This window comes from Eisenbergiella tayi (assembly GCF_001881565.1).
Lineage (GTDB): Bacteria > Bacillota > Clostridia > Lachnospirales > Lachnospiraceae > Eisenbergiella > Eisenbergiella tayi.
The window spans coordinates 1-16,852 of record NZ_MPDJ01000012.1; the positions used below are offsets into that span (position 1 = coordinate 1).

The window sequence follows — 16,852 nt, forward strand, 5'->3', positions numbered from 1 at the left end:
ATAAACAAACGTCGTATTTTGGAAAAAACCGTCATGCAAACATAGGTAAAACCAAATCGCGGAGTGCCGAAAAAGGGAACCGGGTACATACCAATTTACGACAATACACAGTTATATAGACAGTCTCGTATAAAGAAATAGAGAAGAGGTCACCCCATTCTCTATTTTCTGTGTTTTGAAATTATATAGTAAATTGTTTACTCGTCCATATTACCCATTATAGCATATGCATCTCCTGTGGAAATAGCCTGGATTTCTTTTGTCGCTTTGTCAATAGCGATATAGACCTGTATGTACTCTTTGTATTCTTCATCTATTTTACTAAAGTTAATTAACCCCATTTGTTCGTATTTTCCATCAACCAGTTTGTAGTTCATTATGCTTTCTGCATGCTGTCCATCCAGCTGGAATCCATATTTTTCATAATCCGTACTGCCAAAACCTAATCCGTTTAAAAAAGTCACTCCATTATCACCATAACTATATAAGTAAGATAATTCACCATCTGTATAAGCCAATTTTATAAAACCATAATCATAGATATGAGAATGATCATTGTAATCATATTCATAAGAACTCATAATTTCTTCCACTTTATCTCGGCTCATATATAGTTCCAGTTTCTCACCTGATGGAAGTTTTACACTAAACATTTTATCCGGGGAATTACCAGAACACGAGCACAGTAGCATACTAAAAATAATAACGAGAGCAAAAGATAGTATTTTCTTTTTCATAATTTTCCTCCTGAATTTTTGCATATATTCATAATAATTTCTAATAGTTCAAAAAACATAAAACAGTCCAGATATGATACAGGTCATTTTCACTTTTTGGCTATTAGTCTTCTCGATTTTTACCATTCACTACTACAATTATTACAATGCCACTGCTTCTTGACCTTTTGTGATAATATACCCCAAAGGGCAACACTGGTTGCTTTAGATATTCCGGATATTTTCTTGATATCAGTGGAACCACACGTGGGACATTTGGGAATATGTGTTTCATCCTTATATTGTACAGAACTTTTTTTGTTTTCTTCAATTATTTCTAATTTTACATGGCAGCAATTACAATAGTATTCCCCTCCGTTATAAAATCTGCCGCATTTCGGACATTTTTTGAATATAGCCCGTCCATCACTATGATCATTATTAATAATATGTGTATGATCGCTCTTTTTATCATACGCTTCTAACTCCATATCTATTATTTTATCATTCTGATATACCTCGAAAATAATCCCCCCGTCCAATAATTCTTGCGCGAATGCTGTAATGAGATATAAATTGTGATTTTCACATACAACAGCAGGCAAATCTGAAATTTTCTCTTTAGCCGTTAAGAGATCACATGCACAATACTTCTTTATTGTAGTAAGTGCTTTAACCATGCTTCCATTACAGTCTATTAATTTTATTTTGTACATATCACTATGCGCTTGTTTTTCAGTACCTGATGACTTATCTAATGGACAACCACAATGAATACAACTTTGTAATTTATCAGATATTTCTTTACCGCATTCAGGACATATAATAAGTGCCATCGATAATTTCCTCCTCCTTCTAGAATCATGGTTATAATTATATATTAAATTACGGATAAGATCCATATAGATAGATGGCTATTAATTAACAAATAATAGCCGTAATTATGTTTTGCACGGGAAAGGTTGTCCTGTTTTTTCCTAAATTAACAGTGTGGAAGTAGTGTGGAAAAAGAGATGTCGGATTTTATCGGAAAAAATTATAATATACATACAATACACAAATTGTCCAAATAGGCATAAAACACGGCATCTCTTAATATGATTAAAGTAGTTAAGATGAAATAGCAGAAAGCAGAGGGAACAGGAGTGAAGAATGTGTTGAAACGCAACCAAATAATGATTACAGCACTGGCAATTATGATTGCGGTGGCAGGGTACCTGAATTTTGCAGGAACCAAGGCAGGAGAAGAACAGCTTACCAGCGCGGATGCCGGAAACGCAGGAGAGGATATGACTGCTTTGCTTGATTTGTCTGAGGAAGATGTGGTGTCGGATATAGACAGTATGGATTCCGATCAGGACGGCGTGGCAGCAGCAGATTACCTCAACGAGCAGATGCCGGCTAATGCCCAGGTACAGGCTGACAGCGCCCAGGTGGCGGTGGTATCGGAAACGATGGATGAAGCGAGCGCGGAGCAGGTAGCGGAAGATACGGATGTACAGAATGGGGAAGTTCCCGGAGAAGCTGTCTTTACCAGTTCTACAGGAGTAACCTCTCTGGCGGGAGCCAAGCTGCAGAAGGAACAGACAAGAGCAAAGAATAAAGAGACCCTTCTGGATATTATAAACAACGCTAATATCAGTGAAGAACAGAAGCAGGATGCGATAAACGGCATGATTGCACTTACCGATATGGCAGAAAAAGAAACGGCTGCAGAAATTCTTCTGGAAGCCAAAGGTTTTAATGACGTTGTGGTGAGCATCAGCGGATCCGGTGTGGATGTGGTGGTCAATGCCCCCAGCCTGACCGATGCACAGAGAGCCCAGATAGAGGATATCGTGACAAGAAAAACAGGAATTTCCCCGGAAAACATAATAATCAGCCCTATTACCGGGAATTAATATATAGGAGAATACAATTATTCCAGGGAGATACATATCAAAAGAAGACTGCTCTCATAAGAAAATACATCAAGTAAATAGTGTACAAAAGAAGGATTTGTGGTATAATCTTCGAACAGGGCAGAACCAGATGGGAAAAGAGAAGGGGCTGAATCAGCAGGCAGTCCAGCCTTTTCTCTTTTCCCATCTGGCGAGCGAAGCGACCCAGAGGACACTTGTGTTCTCTGGGTTCTGCCCGTCCGCAGTCAATAATCAGATTTTCCTGATCCAACCATAAATGAAAGGAGCCCCAAACCATGAAAAGAATATTTCTCATCGTTTTAGACAGCGTAGGTATTGGCGCCGAACCGGATGCCCCGGAATACGGCGACGCAGGTACCAACACTCTGAAAAGTGCATCCACCAGTTCCTTTTTCCACATGCCTAATATGGAAAAGCTGGGACTCTTTAATATAGAAGGAATAGACTATCATCCTTCCTGTGAAGCGCCCATGGCTTCGGTAGCCCGTATGCAGGAGGCTTCCAAAGGCAAGGATACAACAATCGGTCACTGGGAAATTGCCGGTATTTATTCCGGCCGCCCTCTGCCTACTTATCCCAACGGTTTTCCTTCAGAAGTGCTTGATGAGTTTACCCGGCTGACCGGCCGCGGCGTACTCTGCAACAAACCCTATTCGGGTACCGATGTGATACGGGACTACGGGGACGAGCATCTTAGGACCGGCGATCTCATTGTATATACGTCTGCGGACAGCGTATTCCAGATCGCTGCCCATGAAGATATTGTGCCTCCGGAAACACTGTATGAATACTGCAGGATCGCCCGTAAAATCCTTGTGGGAGAACATGGTGTCGGCCGTGTCATTGCCCGTCCGTTCACAGGAACCGCTGGCAATTACACCAGAACCTCCGGCCGCCATGATTTTTCCATAGAACCGCCTTCTGTGGATATGCTGGATCAGCTGAAGGAAAACGGCTGTGCAGTAATCGGTGTAGGGAAAATACACGATATTTTTGCGGGTAAAGGCCTTACGGAATATGTTTACACCCAGGGAAATGAAGACGGCATTAATAAGACACTTGATTATATGGACAAAGAGTTCCGGGGGCTTTGTTTTATTAACCTTGTGGATTACGATATGCTTTACGGACACCGCAATGATATTGACGGTTATGCCAAAGCTCTGACTTATTTTGATCAGCGTCTGCCGGAGCTGCTCGCCAGGCTGAAGGATGAGGATCTTCTTATGATTACTGCCGACCATGGCTGTGATCCCGGCTATACGGTTTCCACCGACCATTCCAGGGAATATACCCCTTTCCTTCTTTATGGCAGGAATATACCGCCTGTTAACTGGGGAACCAGGGATACCTTTGCAGATATCGGCGCTACTGTTCTGGATTATTTCGGAATCACACCGCAGTTTAAAGGGAAAAGCATGCTTCCCCATTAAGCGCAGGTGACAGATCTGCCATATGCAAAAATACCCTGCCGGGAACTGCCCGGAAAACCATAACAACTGGAGGAAATAAAAGTGAGCAACCTGACTCAGGAAATTAACAGAAGAAGAACATTTGCAATTATATCTCATCCCGATGCGGGAAAGACAACCCTGACGGAAAAATTTCTGCTGTATGGAGGCGCCATTAACCTTGCTGGAAGTGTAAAAGGAAAGGCGACTGCCAGACATGCGGTTTCCGACTGGATGGAAATAGAAAAAGAGAGAGGTATTTCGGTAACCTCGTCAGTATTGCAGTTTGAATATGACGGATACTGCATCAATATCCTGGATACGCCGGGGCATCAGGATTTCTCGGAGGATACCTACAGAACCCTCATGGCTGCGGATTCCGCGGTCATGGTCATCGACGGTTCCAAGGGCGTGGAGGCACAGACAAGAAAGCTCTTCAAGGTCTGTGTCATGCGCAAAATCCCCATTTTTACATTTATCAATAAGATGGACCGGGATGCCAACGATACCTTTGATCTCCTGGACGAGATCGAAAAAGAACTGGGAATAGCAACCTGTCCCAAGAACTGGCCGATTGGTTCAGGAAAAGGATTTAAAGGAATATATGACAGGGATAAAAGCTGTGTGATTATTTATTCCGATACGGAAAAGGGCACCAAGGAAGGGGAAACCCTGGAAATCCCCATGGAGGATGAGGAACGTCTGCTGGAATATATAGGACAGGAGGCATTGGACAAGCTGAAGGAGGAAATAGAGCTTCTTGACGGAGCCAGCGCTGAGTTCGATCTGGAAGAAGTGCGCCGGGGAGATCTGACTCCTGTATTTTTCGGCTCTGCCCTCACCAATTTCGGCGTGGAGATATTCCTGCAGCACTTTCTGCAGATGACGACAACTCCCCTTCCCAGAAAATCGGATGTCGGTGTTGTGGAACCGGTAGAAAATAATTTTTCCGCCTTTGTATTTAAGATTCAGGCGAATATGAATAAGGCCCACAGAGACAGAATTGCTTTCATGCGTATCTGTTCCGGGAAGTTCGAAGCGAGCATGGAGGTCAAGCATGTGCAGGGAGGAAAAATCATGCGCCTTTCCCAGCCGCAGCAGATCATGGCCAGCGAACGGAAAATACTGGATGAAGCCTATGCGGGGGATATTATCGGAGTGTTCGATCCCGGTGTTTTCTCCATCGGAGATACGCTCTGCATGCCCAAGGAAGAGTTTGCCTACGAAGGAATCCCTACCTTCGCCCCGGAACATTTTGCAAGGGTGCGTCAGGTGGATACCATGAAACGTAAGCAGTTTGTAAAGGGAATTACCCAGATTGCCCAGGAAGGAGCTATCCAGATCTTCCAGGAATACAATACCGGTATGGAAGAGATCATAGTGGGAGTGGTAGGCGTCCTTCAGTTTGATGTGCTCAAATACCGCCTCAATAATGAATACAACGTGGAAATCCGTCTGGAGCCCCTTCCTTATGAATATATCCGCTGGATAGAAAATAAAGATGAGTTTGACTTGGACAAGCTGACGGGAACCTCTGATATGAAGAAGGTAAAGGATATGAAAGGAAATCCGCTTCTTCTGTTCGTGAATGAATGGAGCGTGGGAATGACCATTGACAGAAATAAAGGACTTATCTTGACTGAATTCGGCCGGAATTAAATCCGGGATAAAACGCTTGCAGAGGGAAAGCGGAACAGAAACGAGACAACAGCCGGAACGGCCACAATGGACAGGAGTCATGCAGAATGAAGAGATTTTCCAAAACCGTAGTAGTCATTCTTGTTATTTTGATTTTTATCACGGCTTTATGGGCATGGAAGGGTGAATTATTACCAGGCGGCCTGCCCCGCTTTCTGCCTCAAAAAGAAACTGCGGAAGAAACCGAAAGCCTTACGGCTTCAGAAGAATCCGTAAACAGCACGGAATCCCCGACAGAGGAAACCGTCCCGGCAACTTTGCAGGAGGAGACCGGTACAGAACAGGAGGGGCAAGGCACCCCTTCTGTTTCACAGGAAACCGGCTATGCGTATGGGCTGCTGGCGGAAGAAGAACAGCAGCTTTACCGGGAGATGCTGCAGGCAATAACCGGCTTTGGACGGGATGCTGAGCTGTCAACCCTGAATCCCGATTTGCTGGAACCGGTTTTTAACAGCATCATGGCGGACCATCCCGAAATTTTTTATGTGGACGGCTACACCTATACCAAACATACACTGGGAGAGGAAATCCATAAAATCACCTTTTCCGGACAATATACCCTGACACAGGAACAGGTGAGGGAACGTGAGGAAGGCATAGAACGCTATTCCCGCCAGGCGCTTGAAGGCATACATACCGGTATGGACGATTATCAGAAAATCAAATATATTTATGATTATATGATAGAACATACGGACTACAGACTGGACGCGCCGGAAAATCAGACAATATGTTCCGTTTTCCTTTATGGGGAGTCCGTATGCCAGGGGTATGCCAAAGCATTTCAATTCCTCTGCGGCCGTATGGGAATTCCGGCAGTTCTTGTAACCGGCCGTGTGAAGAACGGAGAACCCCACGCCTGGGATATGGTACTGGCCGACGGAGAATGGTACTATGTCGATCCCACATGGGGAGATGCCTATTACCTCATGGGCGACGACGACCCCGCCTGGCAGGGAAAAACCCGCCCCAGTGTAAATTACGATTACCTTCTCGTCACCACACAGCAGCTCCTCCAGACACATAAAATCGACAACGCCTTCCCCCTTCCGGAATGCACGTCCATGAAAGACAACTATTACGTCCGTGAAAATGCATACTTCGAAAGCGTGGATGATACCAAACTCTCAAATCTGTTCGTCAGAGGCTACGAAGAAGATAAAGGCATCGTCACCCTGAAGTGCGCAGACCAGACCGTTTACCAGGATATGAAAAAAACACTCCTCGACGACCAGAAAATTTTTGACTACCTAAGAGGCGACAACGCTTCAGCCGCATACGTAGACACCCAAGAACAGTTCACCCTAAGCTTCTGGCTGGAGTGATTCCCCTTACGACAATATCCCTTATATTAATGCCGCTTATGTTAAAGCCCACTTATATTAAGTACCTACTTATATTAAGTACTTACTTATTATTAGTACCTACTTATATTAGTTCCCCATCGCATCCCTTGGATTTCCTGCCTGCCTATGCTGTCCGCCCGAGTTACCCCGTCCTGTTTTTTTGTGCAGGCCGCTGTCCGGCAAGGATTCCTGTAAGGGCCGTATAAATACGCCGGTCCTTAGGCTGCGTATTTTGCAGCCTTAGTACCGTTGCGTAATTATCCGAGCGAGAGCGTGCCCGCACGGGAACCTTGCCGGACAGCGGCCTGCACAAAAAAACAGGACGGGGTAGCTCGGGCGGACAGCGAGGCAGGCAGGGAATCCAAGGGATGCGATGGGGGACGCACGCACTGCTGTGATAAAAAGGCTTTGCAAAGGTGCGGGATTTTGTTATAATCAGTGTTATAGGAATAAAGGAGGCAGCCTTATGGAAAAAGATACAAGGAAAGACGATAATAGAAATACCTATGTTCTGCAGGGAGACGAGAGCATCGGTTCCGTACAGATTGCGGACGAAGTGGTGGCTATGATAGCATCCCTAGCGGCTACAGAGGTGGAAGGCGTGTCTGCCATGGCAGGCAATATTACCAATGAGCTTATCGGCAAGGTTGGAGTGAAGAGCCTGAGCAAGGGTGTAAAAGTACAGGTGGCAGGAAATACCGTGAAAGCGGATCTCGCTCTGTGCCTGGAATACGGCTATAATATTCCGGAAACATGCAGCAAGGTTCAGGAAAAGGTTAAAAATGCCATCGAAAATATGACGGGGCTCACAGTGACGGATGTAAATATCCGTATTGTTAATGTAAATATGGAGCCAGGAAATTAAAATTCAGGTTTGACGACAGGTGCCTTTCGTATTCCGAAAGGCACTTACGGTATATTGCGGTGCGCCCGCCGGAGGAAAAGGTTTCATTTCCTTTTCTTTCCGGATGCTGCTAAGCCGCGGGGGGAAGATACTAAGATGCCGGATACCGGCGGAATTGAGGAAATAATGGGCAGAAGAGAACAAAGGGAACAGATTTTCAAGCTGCTGTTCCGTGTGGAATTTAATCCGAAGGAAGAAATGCCTGAGCAGTGTCAGCTTTTTTTTGAGGATGAGGAAAATGGCATAGGAGAAAAAGATGCCTCCTATATTCAGGGCAAATTTGAAAAGATTCAGGATAAGCTGCCGGAGATCGACGGAATGATTAATACCACGGCAAAGGGCTGGACAACCTCCAGAATGGGCAAGGTGGATTTGACCATTATCCGCCTGGCTGTATATGAGATCAAATTTGATGAAGAAGTGCCGGAAAGCGTGGCGATCAATGAAGCTGTGGAACTGGCCAAAAAGTTCGGTCAGGATGAGTCCGCGGGCTTTGTAAACGGCGTGCTTGCCCGGTTTGTATAGAGGAAACCAAGTGAAAAATGTATATACGGTAGCGCAGGTGAATTCCTATATCAAGAATATGTTTTCTCAGGATTTCATGCTGCAGAATATATATGTCAAGGGGGAAGTGAGCAACTGCAAGTACCATTCTTCCGGGCATATTTATTTTACAATAAAAGATGCCAAGGGCACCATTGCCTGTGTGATGTTTGCGGGAAACCGGGCGGGACTTAAATTCCGCATGGAGGAAGGCCAGCAGGTAGTGGTGGGCGGAAGCGTCGAAGTCTATGAACGGGACGGAAAGTACCAGCTTTATGCCCGGGAGATCATACTGGATGGAGCTGGTTATTTATATGAAAAATTTGAACGGCTGAAACGGGAGCTTCTGGAGCAGGGCCTTTTTGCTTCGGAGTATAAACAACCGCTGCCCAAATACATCAGAACCCTGGGGGTGGTAACCGCACCTACCGGGGCAGCTGTGCAGGATATTATAAATATCACGCGGCGCAGGAATCCTTACGTGCAGATTATATTATACCCGGCTATTGTACAGGGAGAGCAGGCGGCGGCCAGTATCATACGCGGAATCCGGACTCTGGAGCATATCGGAGTGGACGTGATGATAGTGGGGCGCGGCGGCGGATCCATTGAGGATTTATGGGCATTTAACGAAGAAGCGGTGGCTCAGGCGGTTTTTGATTGTACGGTTCCCATTATATCCGCTGTAGGACATGAAACGGATACTACGATTATCGATTTTGTTTCTGATCTTCGCGCGCCTACACCGTCTGCCGCTGCAGAACTGGCTGTTTATGATATACGCCAGCTGGAAGCGTTGCTGGAAGGCTGCAGAAACGATTTGAATGCAAGAATTAGGAACCGGATAGAATGGGAACGCTCCAGAATCAGGCAGGTACGCACCAAACTGCAGTATTTAAGCCCGGCTAACCAGATCCGGGAAAAAAGGATGTATGCCCTTCGTATGGAGGAACAGCTCTCGGCCCTGATGAAGCAGAGGCTTATGGAAAAGCGCCATATGCTGGGGCTGTATACGGAAAAATTAAAGGGCCTTTCTCCGCTGGACAAGCTGAACCAGGGATTTTCCTATGTTTCCGACAGTGAGGGAAAGACGGTGTCCGATGTGAAACGTGTGGCGGTCGGAGACAGGCTTTCCATACATGTGAAAAATGGTAAAATCGAAGCGCTGGTTACGGATAAGGAATTGTGGAAAAAAGAGAAAGGAGAAGATTAAGATATGAAAAAGGAAAAAGTGCAGGAACCGGAAACTGTGGAAGCGGAAAAGAATGACCAGGGGCCTTCCCTGGAAGAAGCTTTCAGCCTGCTTGATGATATCACCCGTACACTGGAGGATGAGGAAATTACATTGGAGGATTCCTTTCAGGCGTATAAAAAGGGAATGGATTTACTGAAAATCTGCAATGATAAAATAGATAAAGTGGAAAAAAAGGTACTGATGCTGAACGAGGAGGGCGGTTTGGATGAATTTTGAAGAAGTACGGCAGGAAAAGGTAGAGGAAATTGAAAAAATTCTGAAGAAATACCTTCCGGCGGAAGAGGGGTACCAGAAGACAGTGCTGGAGGCCATGAATTACAGTGTCCTGGCCGGCGGAAAGCGTCTGCGCCCCATGCTGATGCAGGAAACCTTCCGTATGTTCGGCGGAGAAGGACATCTCGTGGAGCCTTTCATGGCGGCCATGGAAATGATACACACGTATTCCCTGGTCCATGATGATCTGCCCTGTATGGACAATGACGAATACCGGAGGGGACGTAAAACGACTCACGCCGTATACGGGGAAGGAATGGCTGTGCTGGCAGGAGATGCCCTTTTAAATTACGCATTTGAGACAGCATGCAGATCCTTTGCCATGGCGGAAGAAGAACCCGGAGTGCTTCCCCGCTGTGCGAAAGCCATGACCATTCTGGCACAGAAAGCCGGAATATACGGAATGATAGGCGGACAGACTGCGGATACGGAGGCGGAGGAACTGCCGGAGGAAAAAGTGACTCAGGAGCTTCTGCTCTATATCCATGAAAATAAAACGGCGGCGTTGATCCAGAGCTCTATGATGATCGGGGCGGTGCTGGCAGGCGCGTCGGATGAACAGCTTCACCGTCTGGAGAAAATCGGCACCTGTATCGGTCTGGCCTTTCAGATTCAGGATGATATCCTGGATATTACAAGCAGCCTGGAGGTATTGGGCAAACAGACCGGCAGTGATCTTAAGAACCATAAGGTAACATATGTATCTCTCAATGGGATGGAGCATTCCGTTAAGGAGGTGCGCCGTCTTTCGGAGGAGGCTATATCAGGCCTTTCGTCAATTGCCTGTGAGAAGGGCGGGGCCGGCCGCAATGAGTTTTTGGAAGTACTGGTGGATGATTTAATTACCAGAAAAAAATAAAAGGAGGCATATTATGCTTCTCGATCAGATACAAAAAGCGAATGATATTAAAAATATAAATCCTAAGGATTATCCTGCGCTGGCATCGGAAATCCGGGACTTCCTCGTCCGTAAAATAAGTGTTACGGGAGGGCATCTGGGATCCAATCTCGGGGCTGTGGAGCTTACCATGGCTCTTCATCTGTCATTGAATCTGCCGGATGATAAAATAATATGGGATGTGGGACATCAGTCCTATACCCATAAGCTGCTCACCGGAAGGAAAGAAGGATTTGAAAATCTGCGGAAATACGGAGGCATGAGCGGCTTCCCCAAAAGAAAGGAAAGCGACTGTGACAGCTTTGACACCGGTCACAGCTCCACTTCCATATCCGCCGGACTGGGTATGGTAAAGGCGAGAGATCTCCAGGGGGAGAACTACACGGTTGTTTCCGTAATCGGGGACGGTTCCCTCACGGGAGGGATGGCCTACGAAGCCCTGAATAATGCCGCCAGGCTGGAAACCAATTTTATTATTATCCTCAATGATAACAATATGTCCATATCCGAAAATGTGGGCGGCGTATCCAAATATCTGAACAATATCCGTACCTCCCATGCATATCTGGATGTGAAGGACGGAATCTATGACGCTATCCGCAATACCAGATACGGAGAGCCTGTGGTGGCGGGAATACGGCGTGCCAAAAACAGCCTGAAACAGCTGGTAATACCGGGTATGCTTTTTGAAGATATGGGAATTACCTATCTGGGGCCGGTGGACGGACATGACACCACTTCTCTTATACGGGTGATAAATGAAGCAAAACGCAGGAAAAATGCGGTTATGATACATGTGCTGACCAAAAAGGGCAAAGGCTATGCGCCGGCGGAAAACCATCCTGCCCGTTTCCATGGAGCGGATCCCTTTGATGTGCAGACCGGAGTGCCTCTGAAGAAAAAAATGAAGGCGAATTATACGGATATCTTTTCTACGGTGATGATGAAGCTGGGGCAGAGGGATGAAAAAATAGTGGCGATAACCGCCGCCATGCCTGACGGAACCGGCCTGAAGCGTTTCAGCCATGCTTATCCCGGCCGTTTCTTTGATGTGGGGATAGCCGAGCAGCATGCGGTGACCTTCGCAGCCGGCCTTGCGGCAGGAGGACTGAAGCCTGTGGTTGCGGTATATTCCTCCTTCCTTCAGAGAGCCTATGATCAGGTGCTGCATGATGTATGTATCCAGAACCTGCCGGTGATTTTCGCAATAGACAGGGCGGGGCTGGTTGGCAGCGACGGGGAGACGCACCAGGGTATTTTTGATTTGTCTTACCTGTCCTCCATTCCTAATATGCATATAATGGCTCCTAAAAATAAATGGGAGCTTTCCGATATGATGAAGTTTGCCGTTGGCTTCGGCGCGCCGATAGCCCTGCGCTATCCCAGAGGCGAGGCCTATGATGGCCTGGCGGCTTTCCGCGCTCCAATCGAATACGGCCGAAGCGAAATGATCTATGAGGAAAAGGATATCGCAGTTCTTGCCGTGGGCAGTATGGTAAAAACAGCAGAAAAAGTATATGCCCAGCTGAAGCTGGAGGGCAGGTTCTGTACTCTTGTCAATGCCAGATTCGTGAAGCCTGTTGATGAAGACATGATCCGGAAGCTGGTTCATACCCATAAGCTTCTGGTCACCATGGAAGAAAACGTGGAAAGCGGAGGGTTCGGAGAACGGGTGCGTACCTTTGCGGACGATAACGGCCTGCCTGTTCGGATTCTTTCCATTGCTGTACCGGATGAGTATGTGGAGCATGGAAATGTGGATCTTCTGAAACAGGAAATCGGGATTGACAGTGATTCCATTCTGAAACGTATTCATGAAGTATTAGGGGAAGTCTGATGAAGGAACGATTAGATGTGCTTCTGGTAAAACAGGGGTATGCGCCCTCCAGGGAGAAGGCGAAAGCAATTATCATGTCCGGAAACGTTTTTGTGGACGGAGAGCGAGAGGATAAGGCGGGCTCTGTTTTTGAGGAAGATAAGTGTGTGCTGACGGTGAAGGAAAACCCGCTTAAATATGTGAGCCGCGGAGGGCTGAAGCTGGAAAAGGCCATGCAGTGCTTTCCCATCAGCCTTGCGGGAACGGTATGCATGGATATCGGTGCGTCCACGGGAGGCTTTACAGACTGTATGCTGCAAAACGGTGCCGCAAAAGTATATTCTGTGGATGTGGGACACGGACAGCTGGCCTGGAAGCTTCGCAACGATGAACGGGTGGTGTGCATGGAAAAAACCAATTTCCGTTACATGGTTCCCGGAGATATTCAGGACAGACTGGATTTCGCTTCTGTGGATGTTTCCTTTATTTCTCTTACTAAAATAGTAATTCCTGCCAGAAACCTTCTGAAGGAAGGCGGCCGTATGGTATGCCTTATTAAACCCCAGTTTGAGGCGGGAAGAGATAAGGTCGGCAAGAAAGGCGTGGTGAGGGAGCCTGCGGTGCACCGGGAGGTGATAGCCAAAGTCCTGGATTTTGCCTCCCTTACCGGCTTCGGTATAGAAGGATTAACGTACTCTCCTGTGAAAGGGCCGGAAGGAAATATTGAGTATCTGGTTTATCTGGAGAAAAAGGATAACCTGCCTGAAGAAGTGCTTTCTCTTACGGAGCATGAAGCGGAGCGAAAGCTATCGGAGATACAGGCGGAAAAAAGCGGGCTTTCAGAGGATGAGGCCTGGAAGAAAACCGTTGGTGAAATTGTGGAACAGGCGCACGGAGCACTGGAAAAGGAAGCGAAACAGGGGTAACATGGACATGGGTATAGGGTGCAGCAAACATTATATTATTATGACAAACAGGCCAAAGGATCCAGGGCTGAAGGTTACTTCTTACATCCGTAAATATCTGGAGGATCGGGGGGCCACCTGTACAGTCTGTGCAGATAATGAGTCGGAGGAGCAGATCCGCCTGAAAGAAGGCGGCGGTGATCTGCGTTCCGACTGTATGATAGTATTGGGAGGAGACGGCACCATGCTGAAGGCCGCCAGGGAAACCGCAGGAAACGGAATCCCCCTTCTCGGGGTAAACTTAGGAACTGTGGGATATCTGGCTGAGGTGGAGCCGATAGCGCTGGATCTGGCATTGGAAAAGCTTTTGCGGGAAGAATATACCATAGAGGACAGGATGATGCTTTCCGGTCGGGTGCTGAGAGAAGACGGCAGCGGGGAAGCGGCACAGGTTCATGCACTGAATGATGTGGCGATAACCCGGAAGGGGCCTCTGCAGGTCATACAGTTCCGGATCTGGGTGAACGGCCAGGTGCTGAACAGTTATGGGGCGGATGGCATTGTCATCGCCACACCGACGGGTTCCACCGGCTATAACATGTCGGCGGGAGGGCCTATTGTGGAGCCGGGGGCGAGCCTTATCGTTCTTACCCCCATTTGCCCCCATACGCTGAATATAAGAAGCATTGTTCTCCGGGCGGAGGATGAAGTGGTGGTGGAAATAGGGGAAAAGCAGTCAGGACAGGATCAGGAAGTGGAAGTAAACTTTGACGGCAGCAGCTGCCTCCTCCTGAAGACAGGAGACAGAATCAAGGTGACACGCAGCAGCAAGACCACCTCTATTATGAGGCTGAGCGAATTAAGCTTCCTGGAGCGTTTACATAGAAAGATGAGCGAGTAAACCGATGAAACAAAACAGACATGAAAAAATTGTGGAATTGATTGACATCTATGAAATAGAAACCCAGGAAGAACTGGCGGACAAGCTGCGGGAGGCGGGCTTCAATGTGACGCAGGCAACGGTATCCCGGGATATCAGGCAGCTTCATCTGTCCAAGGTCCCGGCAGGGAACGGCAGGCAGAAATATATTGTTCTGAGACAGGATGACAGCAGCCTGTGGGATAAGTACGTGAGGGTGCTTAAGGACGGTTTCGTGTCCATGGATATGGCGCAGAATATCCTGGTTCTCAAGACTGTCTCCGGCATGGCCATGGCGGTAGCTGCTGCCGTGGATGCCATGAAATTCAAAGAAATTGTGGGGAGTATTGCCGGGGACGATACCATTATGATGGCGGTGCGGAGTGTGGAGGACACCAGAATCGTGATGGATAAAATCCGGGAAATTCTGAAAAATTAGGAGCCGGAAAGGGGATAGGCAGGGCAGCGTTCGGAAGGCAAATAGGAGAAGAAAAATGTTAGTGAGCTTACATGTGAAAAATCTGGCATTGATTCAGGAGACCGAGGTCTTTTTCGGCCCCCATCTGAACATCCTGACAGGTGAAACCGGAGCGGGAAAATCGATTATCATCGGTTCCGTGGGTCTGGCCCTGGGAGGCCGCGGCGATCGGGATTTAATCCGGACCGGCGCTGACTATGCGCTGATTGAACTGGTATTCCAGCTGGAAAAGGAAGGGCAGATAGAAAAGGTGAAGAAGCTGGACATTCCCATAGAGGAAGACGGTCTGGTGATTCTTCAGCGCAGGATTATGCCTCAGCGCAGTATCAGCAAGGTAAACGGAGAGACGGTAAACGCAAGGTTGTTAAAGGAACTCTCCGGTGTTTTGATAGATATTCACGGACAGCACGATTCCCAGCAGCTTTTACAGACAAAAAAACATTTGGAAATTCTGGATGATTTTGCCGGGGAAGAATTTTCCCGTATAAAAAGAGAGATAAAAGAGAAATATCAATTTTATAGAAAAATTCAGGAAAAACTGGCTGAAACCGATCTGGATGAACGGGAAAAGGAGAGACAGCTTTCCCTGGCCCGTTTTGAAGTGGAAGAAATTGAAAACGCATCCTTAAAGGCCGGAGAAGATGAGGAACTGGAAAAGCAATATCAGAAAATGAGCAACAGCCGTAAAATAGCGGAAAATCTCGGCAATGTCCATATCCTTACCGGTTATGATCAGGAAGGAAGCGCCGGTGAAGCCGTGGGCAGGGCGCTGCGGGAGCTGAACAGCGTGAGCGCATATGACAGCGTTCTCGATGAAATGGCTGTAATGCTCACGGATATAGATGGTTTGCTGAATGACTTTAACCGTTCGGTATCCGATTACCTTTCCGATTTGGAATTTGATCAAAACGATTTTCTGCAGGTTGAGGAACGGCTGAATACCATCAACCGGCTGAAGGATAAATATGGATCCACAATCGAAGAGATCCTATTATATAAGGAAAACAGAGAGGAAGAGCTGCAGCGGCTGATAGATGCGGATGCTTACCGGGATAAGCTGAATGCACAGCTGCGGGATGCCCGCGGCGCGCTTGAGCTTGTATGTACCCGTGCGACGGAAATACGGAAAAAAGCAGGAAAGAAGCTTGCAAAGCTTTTTATAGAAGCTCTTCAGGATTTGAATTTCAATCAGGTGGACTTCGCGGTGGAAGTGGAACGAAAGGATTCTATAGGCCCCGACGGCTGGGATGAGGTTTCCTTCATGATTTCAACCAATCCCGGAGAACCCAGAAGGCCTCTGGCCAATGTCGCCAGCGGCGGTGAGCTTTCCCGTATCATGCTTGCCCTGAAAACAATCACCGCGGGGCAGGAGGATAAGGATACCTTTATTTTTGACGAAATTGATACCGGAATAAGCGGCAAGACAGCATGGAAGGTGTCCAGGAAGCTTGCCGTACTGGGAAAGAGCCGTCAGGTAATCTGTATTACCCACCTGCCGCAGATAGCTGCCATGGCGGATAATCATTTTATTATAGAAAAAAAATCCATGGAAGATTCCACCAGCACGGCTATTATGGAAATCGGGGGAACTGATATTTTAAACGAGCTTGCAAGGATGCTCGGGAGCGATACGATAACGGAGAACTCGCTGGCGAACGCGAGAGAATTGAAAGAAATGGCAGCAAATACAAAACAATACTAAATTATCTTTAACCATTTGTCACATAC

General features: G+C 47.1%; 17 protein-coding genes. 15 read left to right on the top strand and 2 right to left on the bottom strand.

Translation table 11 applies throughout. From position 1 onward, the window contains the following. Positions 1-197 precede the first annotated feature (197 nt). Both BLA28_RS29320 and BLA28_RS34350 read right to left on the bottom strand, forming a co-directional pair. Positions 198-737: a hypothetical protein gene (locus BLA28_RS29320; RefSeq protein WP_069159370.1), complete on the bottom strand. Its 540-nt coding sequence runs from the start codon at positions 735-737 to the stop codon at positions 198-200. Between the two features lie 119 nt (positions 738-856). Further along, positions 857-1,552 (bottom strand): hypothetical protein, encoded by a 696-nt coding sequence (locus BLA28_RS34350; RefSeq protein ID WP_069159371.1) that lies wholly within the window; start codon positions 1,550-1,552, stop codon positions 857-859. A gap of 318 nt (positions 1,553-1,870) precedes the next feature. Between BLA28_RS34350 and BLA28_RS29330 the strand changes: the two genes are divergently transcribed. The 15 genes from BLA28_RS29330 (at position 1,871) to recN (ending at position 16,826) form a co-directional block, all read left to right on the top strand. Next, positions 1,871-2,617 (top strand): SpoIIIAH-like family protein, encoded by a 747-nt coding sequence (locus BLA28_RS29330; RefSeq protein ID WP_009253023.1) that lies wholly within the window; start codon positions 1,871-1,873, stop codon positions 2,615-2,617. A gap of 130 nt (positions 2,618-2,747) precedes the next feature. Beyond that, positions 2,748-2,894 carry a hypothetical protein gene (locus tag BLA28_RS33890; RefSeq protein WP_169897319.1) on the top strand — a complete coding sequence of 49 codons (147 nt, stop codon included), beginning with the start codon at positions 2,748-2,750 and terminating at the stop codon, positions 2,892-2,894. Positions 2,895-2,913: 19 nt separating this feature from the next. Then, a complete protein-coding gene (locus BLA28_RS29340) occupies positions 2,914-4,071 on the top strand; it encodes a phosphopentomutase (RefSeq protein WP_069159373.1) in 1,158 nt (385 codons plus the stop codon). 81 nt (positions 4,072-4,152) lie between these two features. Next, positions 4,153-5,748: a peptide chain release factor 3 gene (locus tag BLA28_RS29345; RefSeq protein WP_009253021.1), complete on the top strand. Its 1,596-nt coding sequence runs from the start codon at positions 4,153-4,155 to the stop codon at positions 5,746-5,748. Between the two features lie 86 nt (positions 5,749-5,834). Continuing rightward, complete coding sequence (locus BLA28_RS29350) at positions 5,835-7,112, top strand: transglutaminase domain-containing protein (RefSeq protein ID WP_069159374.1); 1,278 nt, start codon at positions 5,835-5,837, stop codon at positions 7,110-7,112. Positions 7,113-7,599: 487 nt separating this feature from the next. Beyond that, on the top strand, positions 7,600-7,998 hold the full coding sequence (locus tag BLA28_RS29355) for an Asp23/Gls24 family envelope stress response protein (RefSeq protein WP_009253019.1): 399 nt from the start codon (positions 7,600-7,602) through the stop codon (positions 7,996-7,998). 165 nt (positions 7,999-8,163) lie between these two features. Next, a complete protein-coding gene (gene nusB, locus BLA28_RS29360; protein WP_069159432.1) occupies positions 8,164-8,562 on the top strand; it encodes a transcription antitermination factor NusB in 399 nt (132 codons plus the stop codon). A 10-nt stretch (positions 8,563-8,572) separates the two neighbouring features. Next, positions 8,573-9,793 carry an exodeoxyribonuclease VII large subunit gene (gene xseA, locus BLA28_RS29365; RefSeq protein WP_069159375.1) on the top strand — a complete coding sequence of 407 codons (1,221 nt, stop codon included), beginning with the start codon at positions 8,573-8,575 and terminating at the stop codon, positions 9,791-9,793. Positions 9,794-9,796: 3 nt separating this feature from the next. Next, positions 9,797-10,051, top strand: coding sequence for an exodeoxyribonuclease VII small subunit (xseB, locus tag BLA28_RS29370; RefSeq protein ID WP_009253016.1), 255 nt, complete (start codon positions 9,797-9,799; stop codon positions 10,049-10,051). Beyond that, a complete protein-coding gene (locus BLA28_RS29375; RefSeq protein WP_069159376.1) occupies positions 10,041-10,967 on the top strand; it encodes a polyprenyl synthetase family protein in 927 nt (308 codons plus the stop codon). Before xseB ends, BLA28_RS29375 begins: the two co-directional genes overlap by 11 nt. A gap of 13 nt (positions 10,968-10,980) precedes the next feature. After that, on the top strand, positions 10,981-12,843 hold the full coding sequence (gene dxs / locus BLA28_RS29380; RefSeq protein WP_044972922.1) for a 1-deoxy-D-xylulose-5-phosphate synthase: 1,863 nt from the start codon (positions 10,981-10,983) through the stop codon (positions 12,841-12,843). Continuing rightward, positions 12,843-13,748 (top strand): TlyA family RNA methyltransferase, encoded by a 906-nt coding sequence (locus BLA28_RS29385; RefSeq protein ID WP_044972921.1) that lies wholly within the window; start codon positions 12,843-12,845, stop codon positions 13,746-13,748. The genes dxs and BLA28_RS29385 overlap by 1 nt, the downstream gene beginning before the upstream one ends. Before the next feature lies 1 nt (position 13,749). Beyond that, positions 13,750-14,628, top strand: a complete 879-nt coding sequence (locus tag BLA28_RS29390) for an NAD(+)/NADH kinase (RefSeq protein ID WP_242877443.1) — start codon at positions 13,750-13,752, stop codon at positions 14,626-14,628. 4 nt (positions 14,629-14,632) lie between these two features. Beyond that, on the top strand, positions 14,633-15,085 hold the full coding sequence (gene argR, locus BLA28_RS29395; RefSeq protein ID WP_009253011.1) for an arginine repressor: 453 nt from the start codon (positions 14,633-14,635) through the stop codon (positions 15,083-15,085). A 55-nt stretch (positions 15,086-15,140) separates the two neighbouring features. After that, positions 15,141-16,826, top strand: a complete 1,686-nt coding sequence (gene recN, locus BLA28_RS29400) for a DNA repair protein RecN (RefSeq protein WP_044972920.1) — start codon at positions 15,141-15,143, stop codon at positions 16,824-16,826. Positions 16,827-16,852 lie beyond the last annotated feature (26 nt).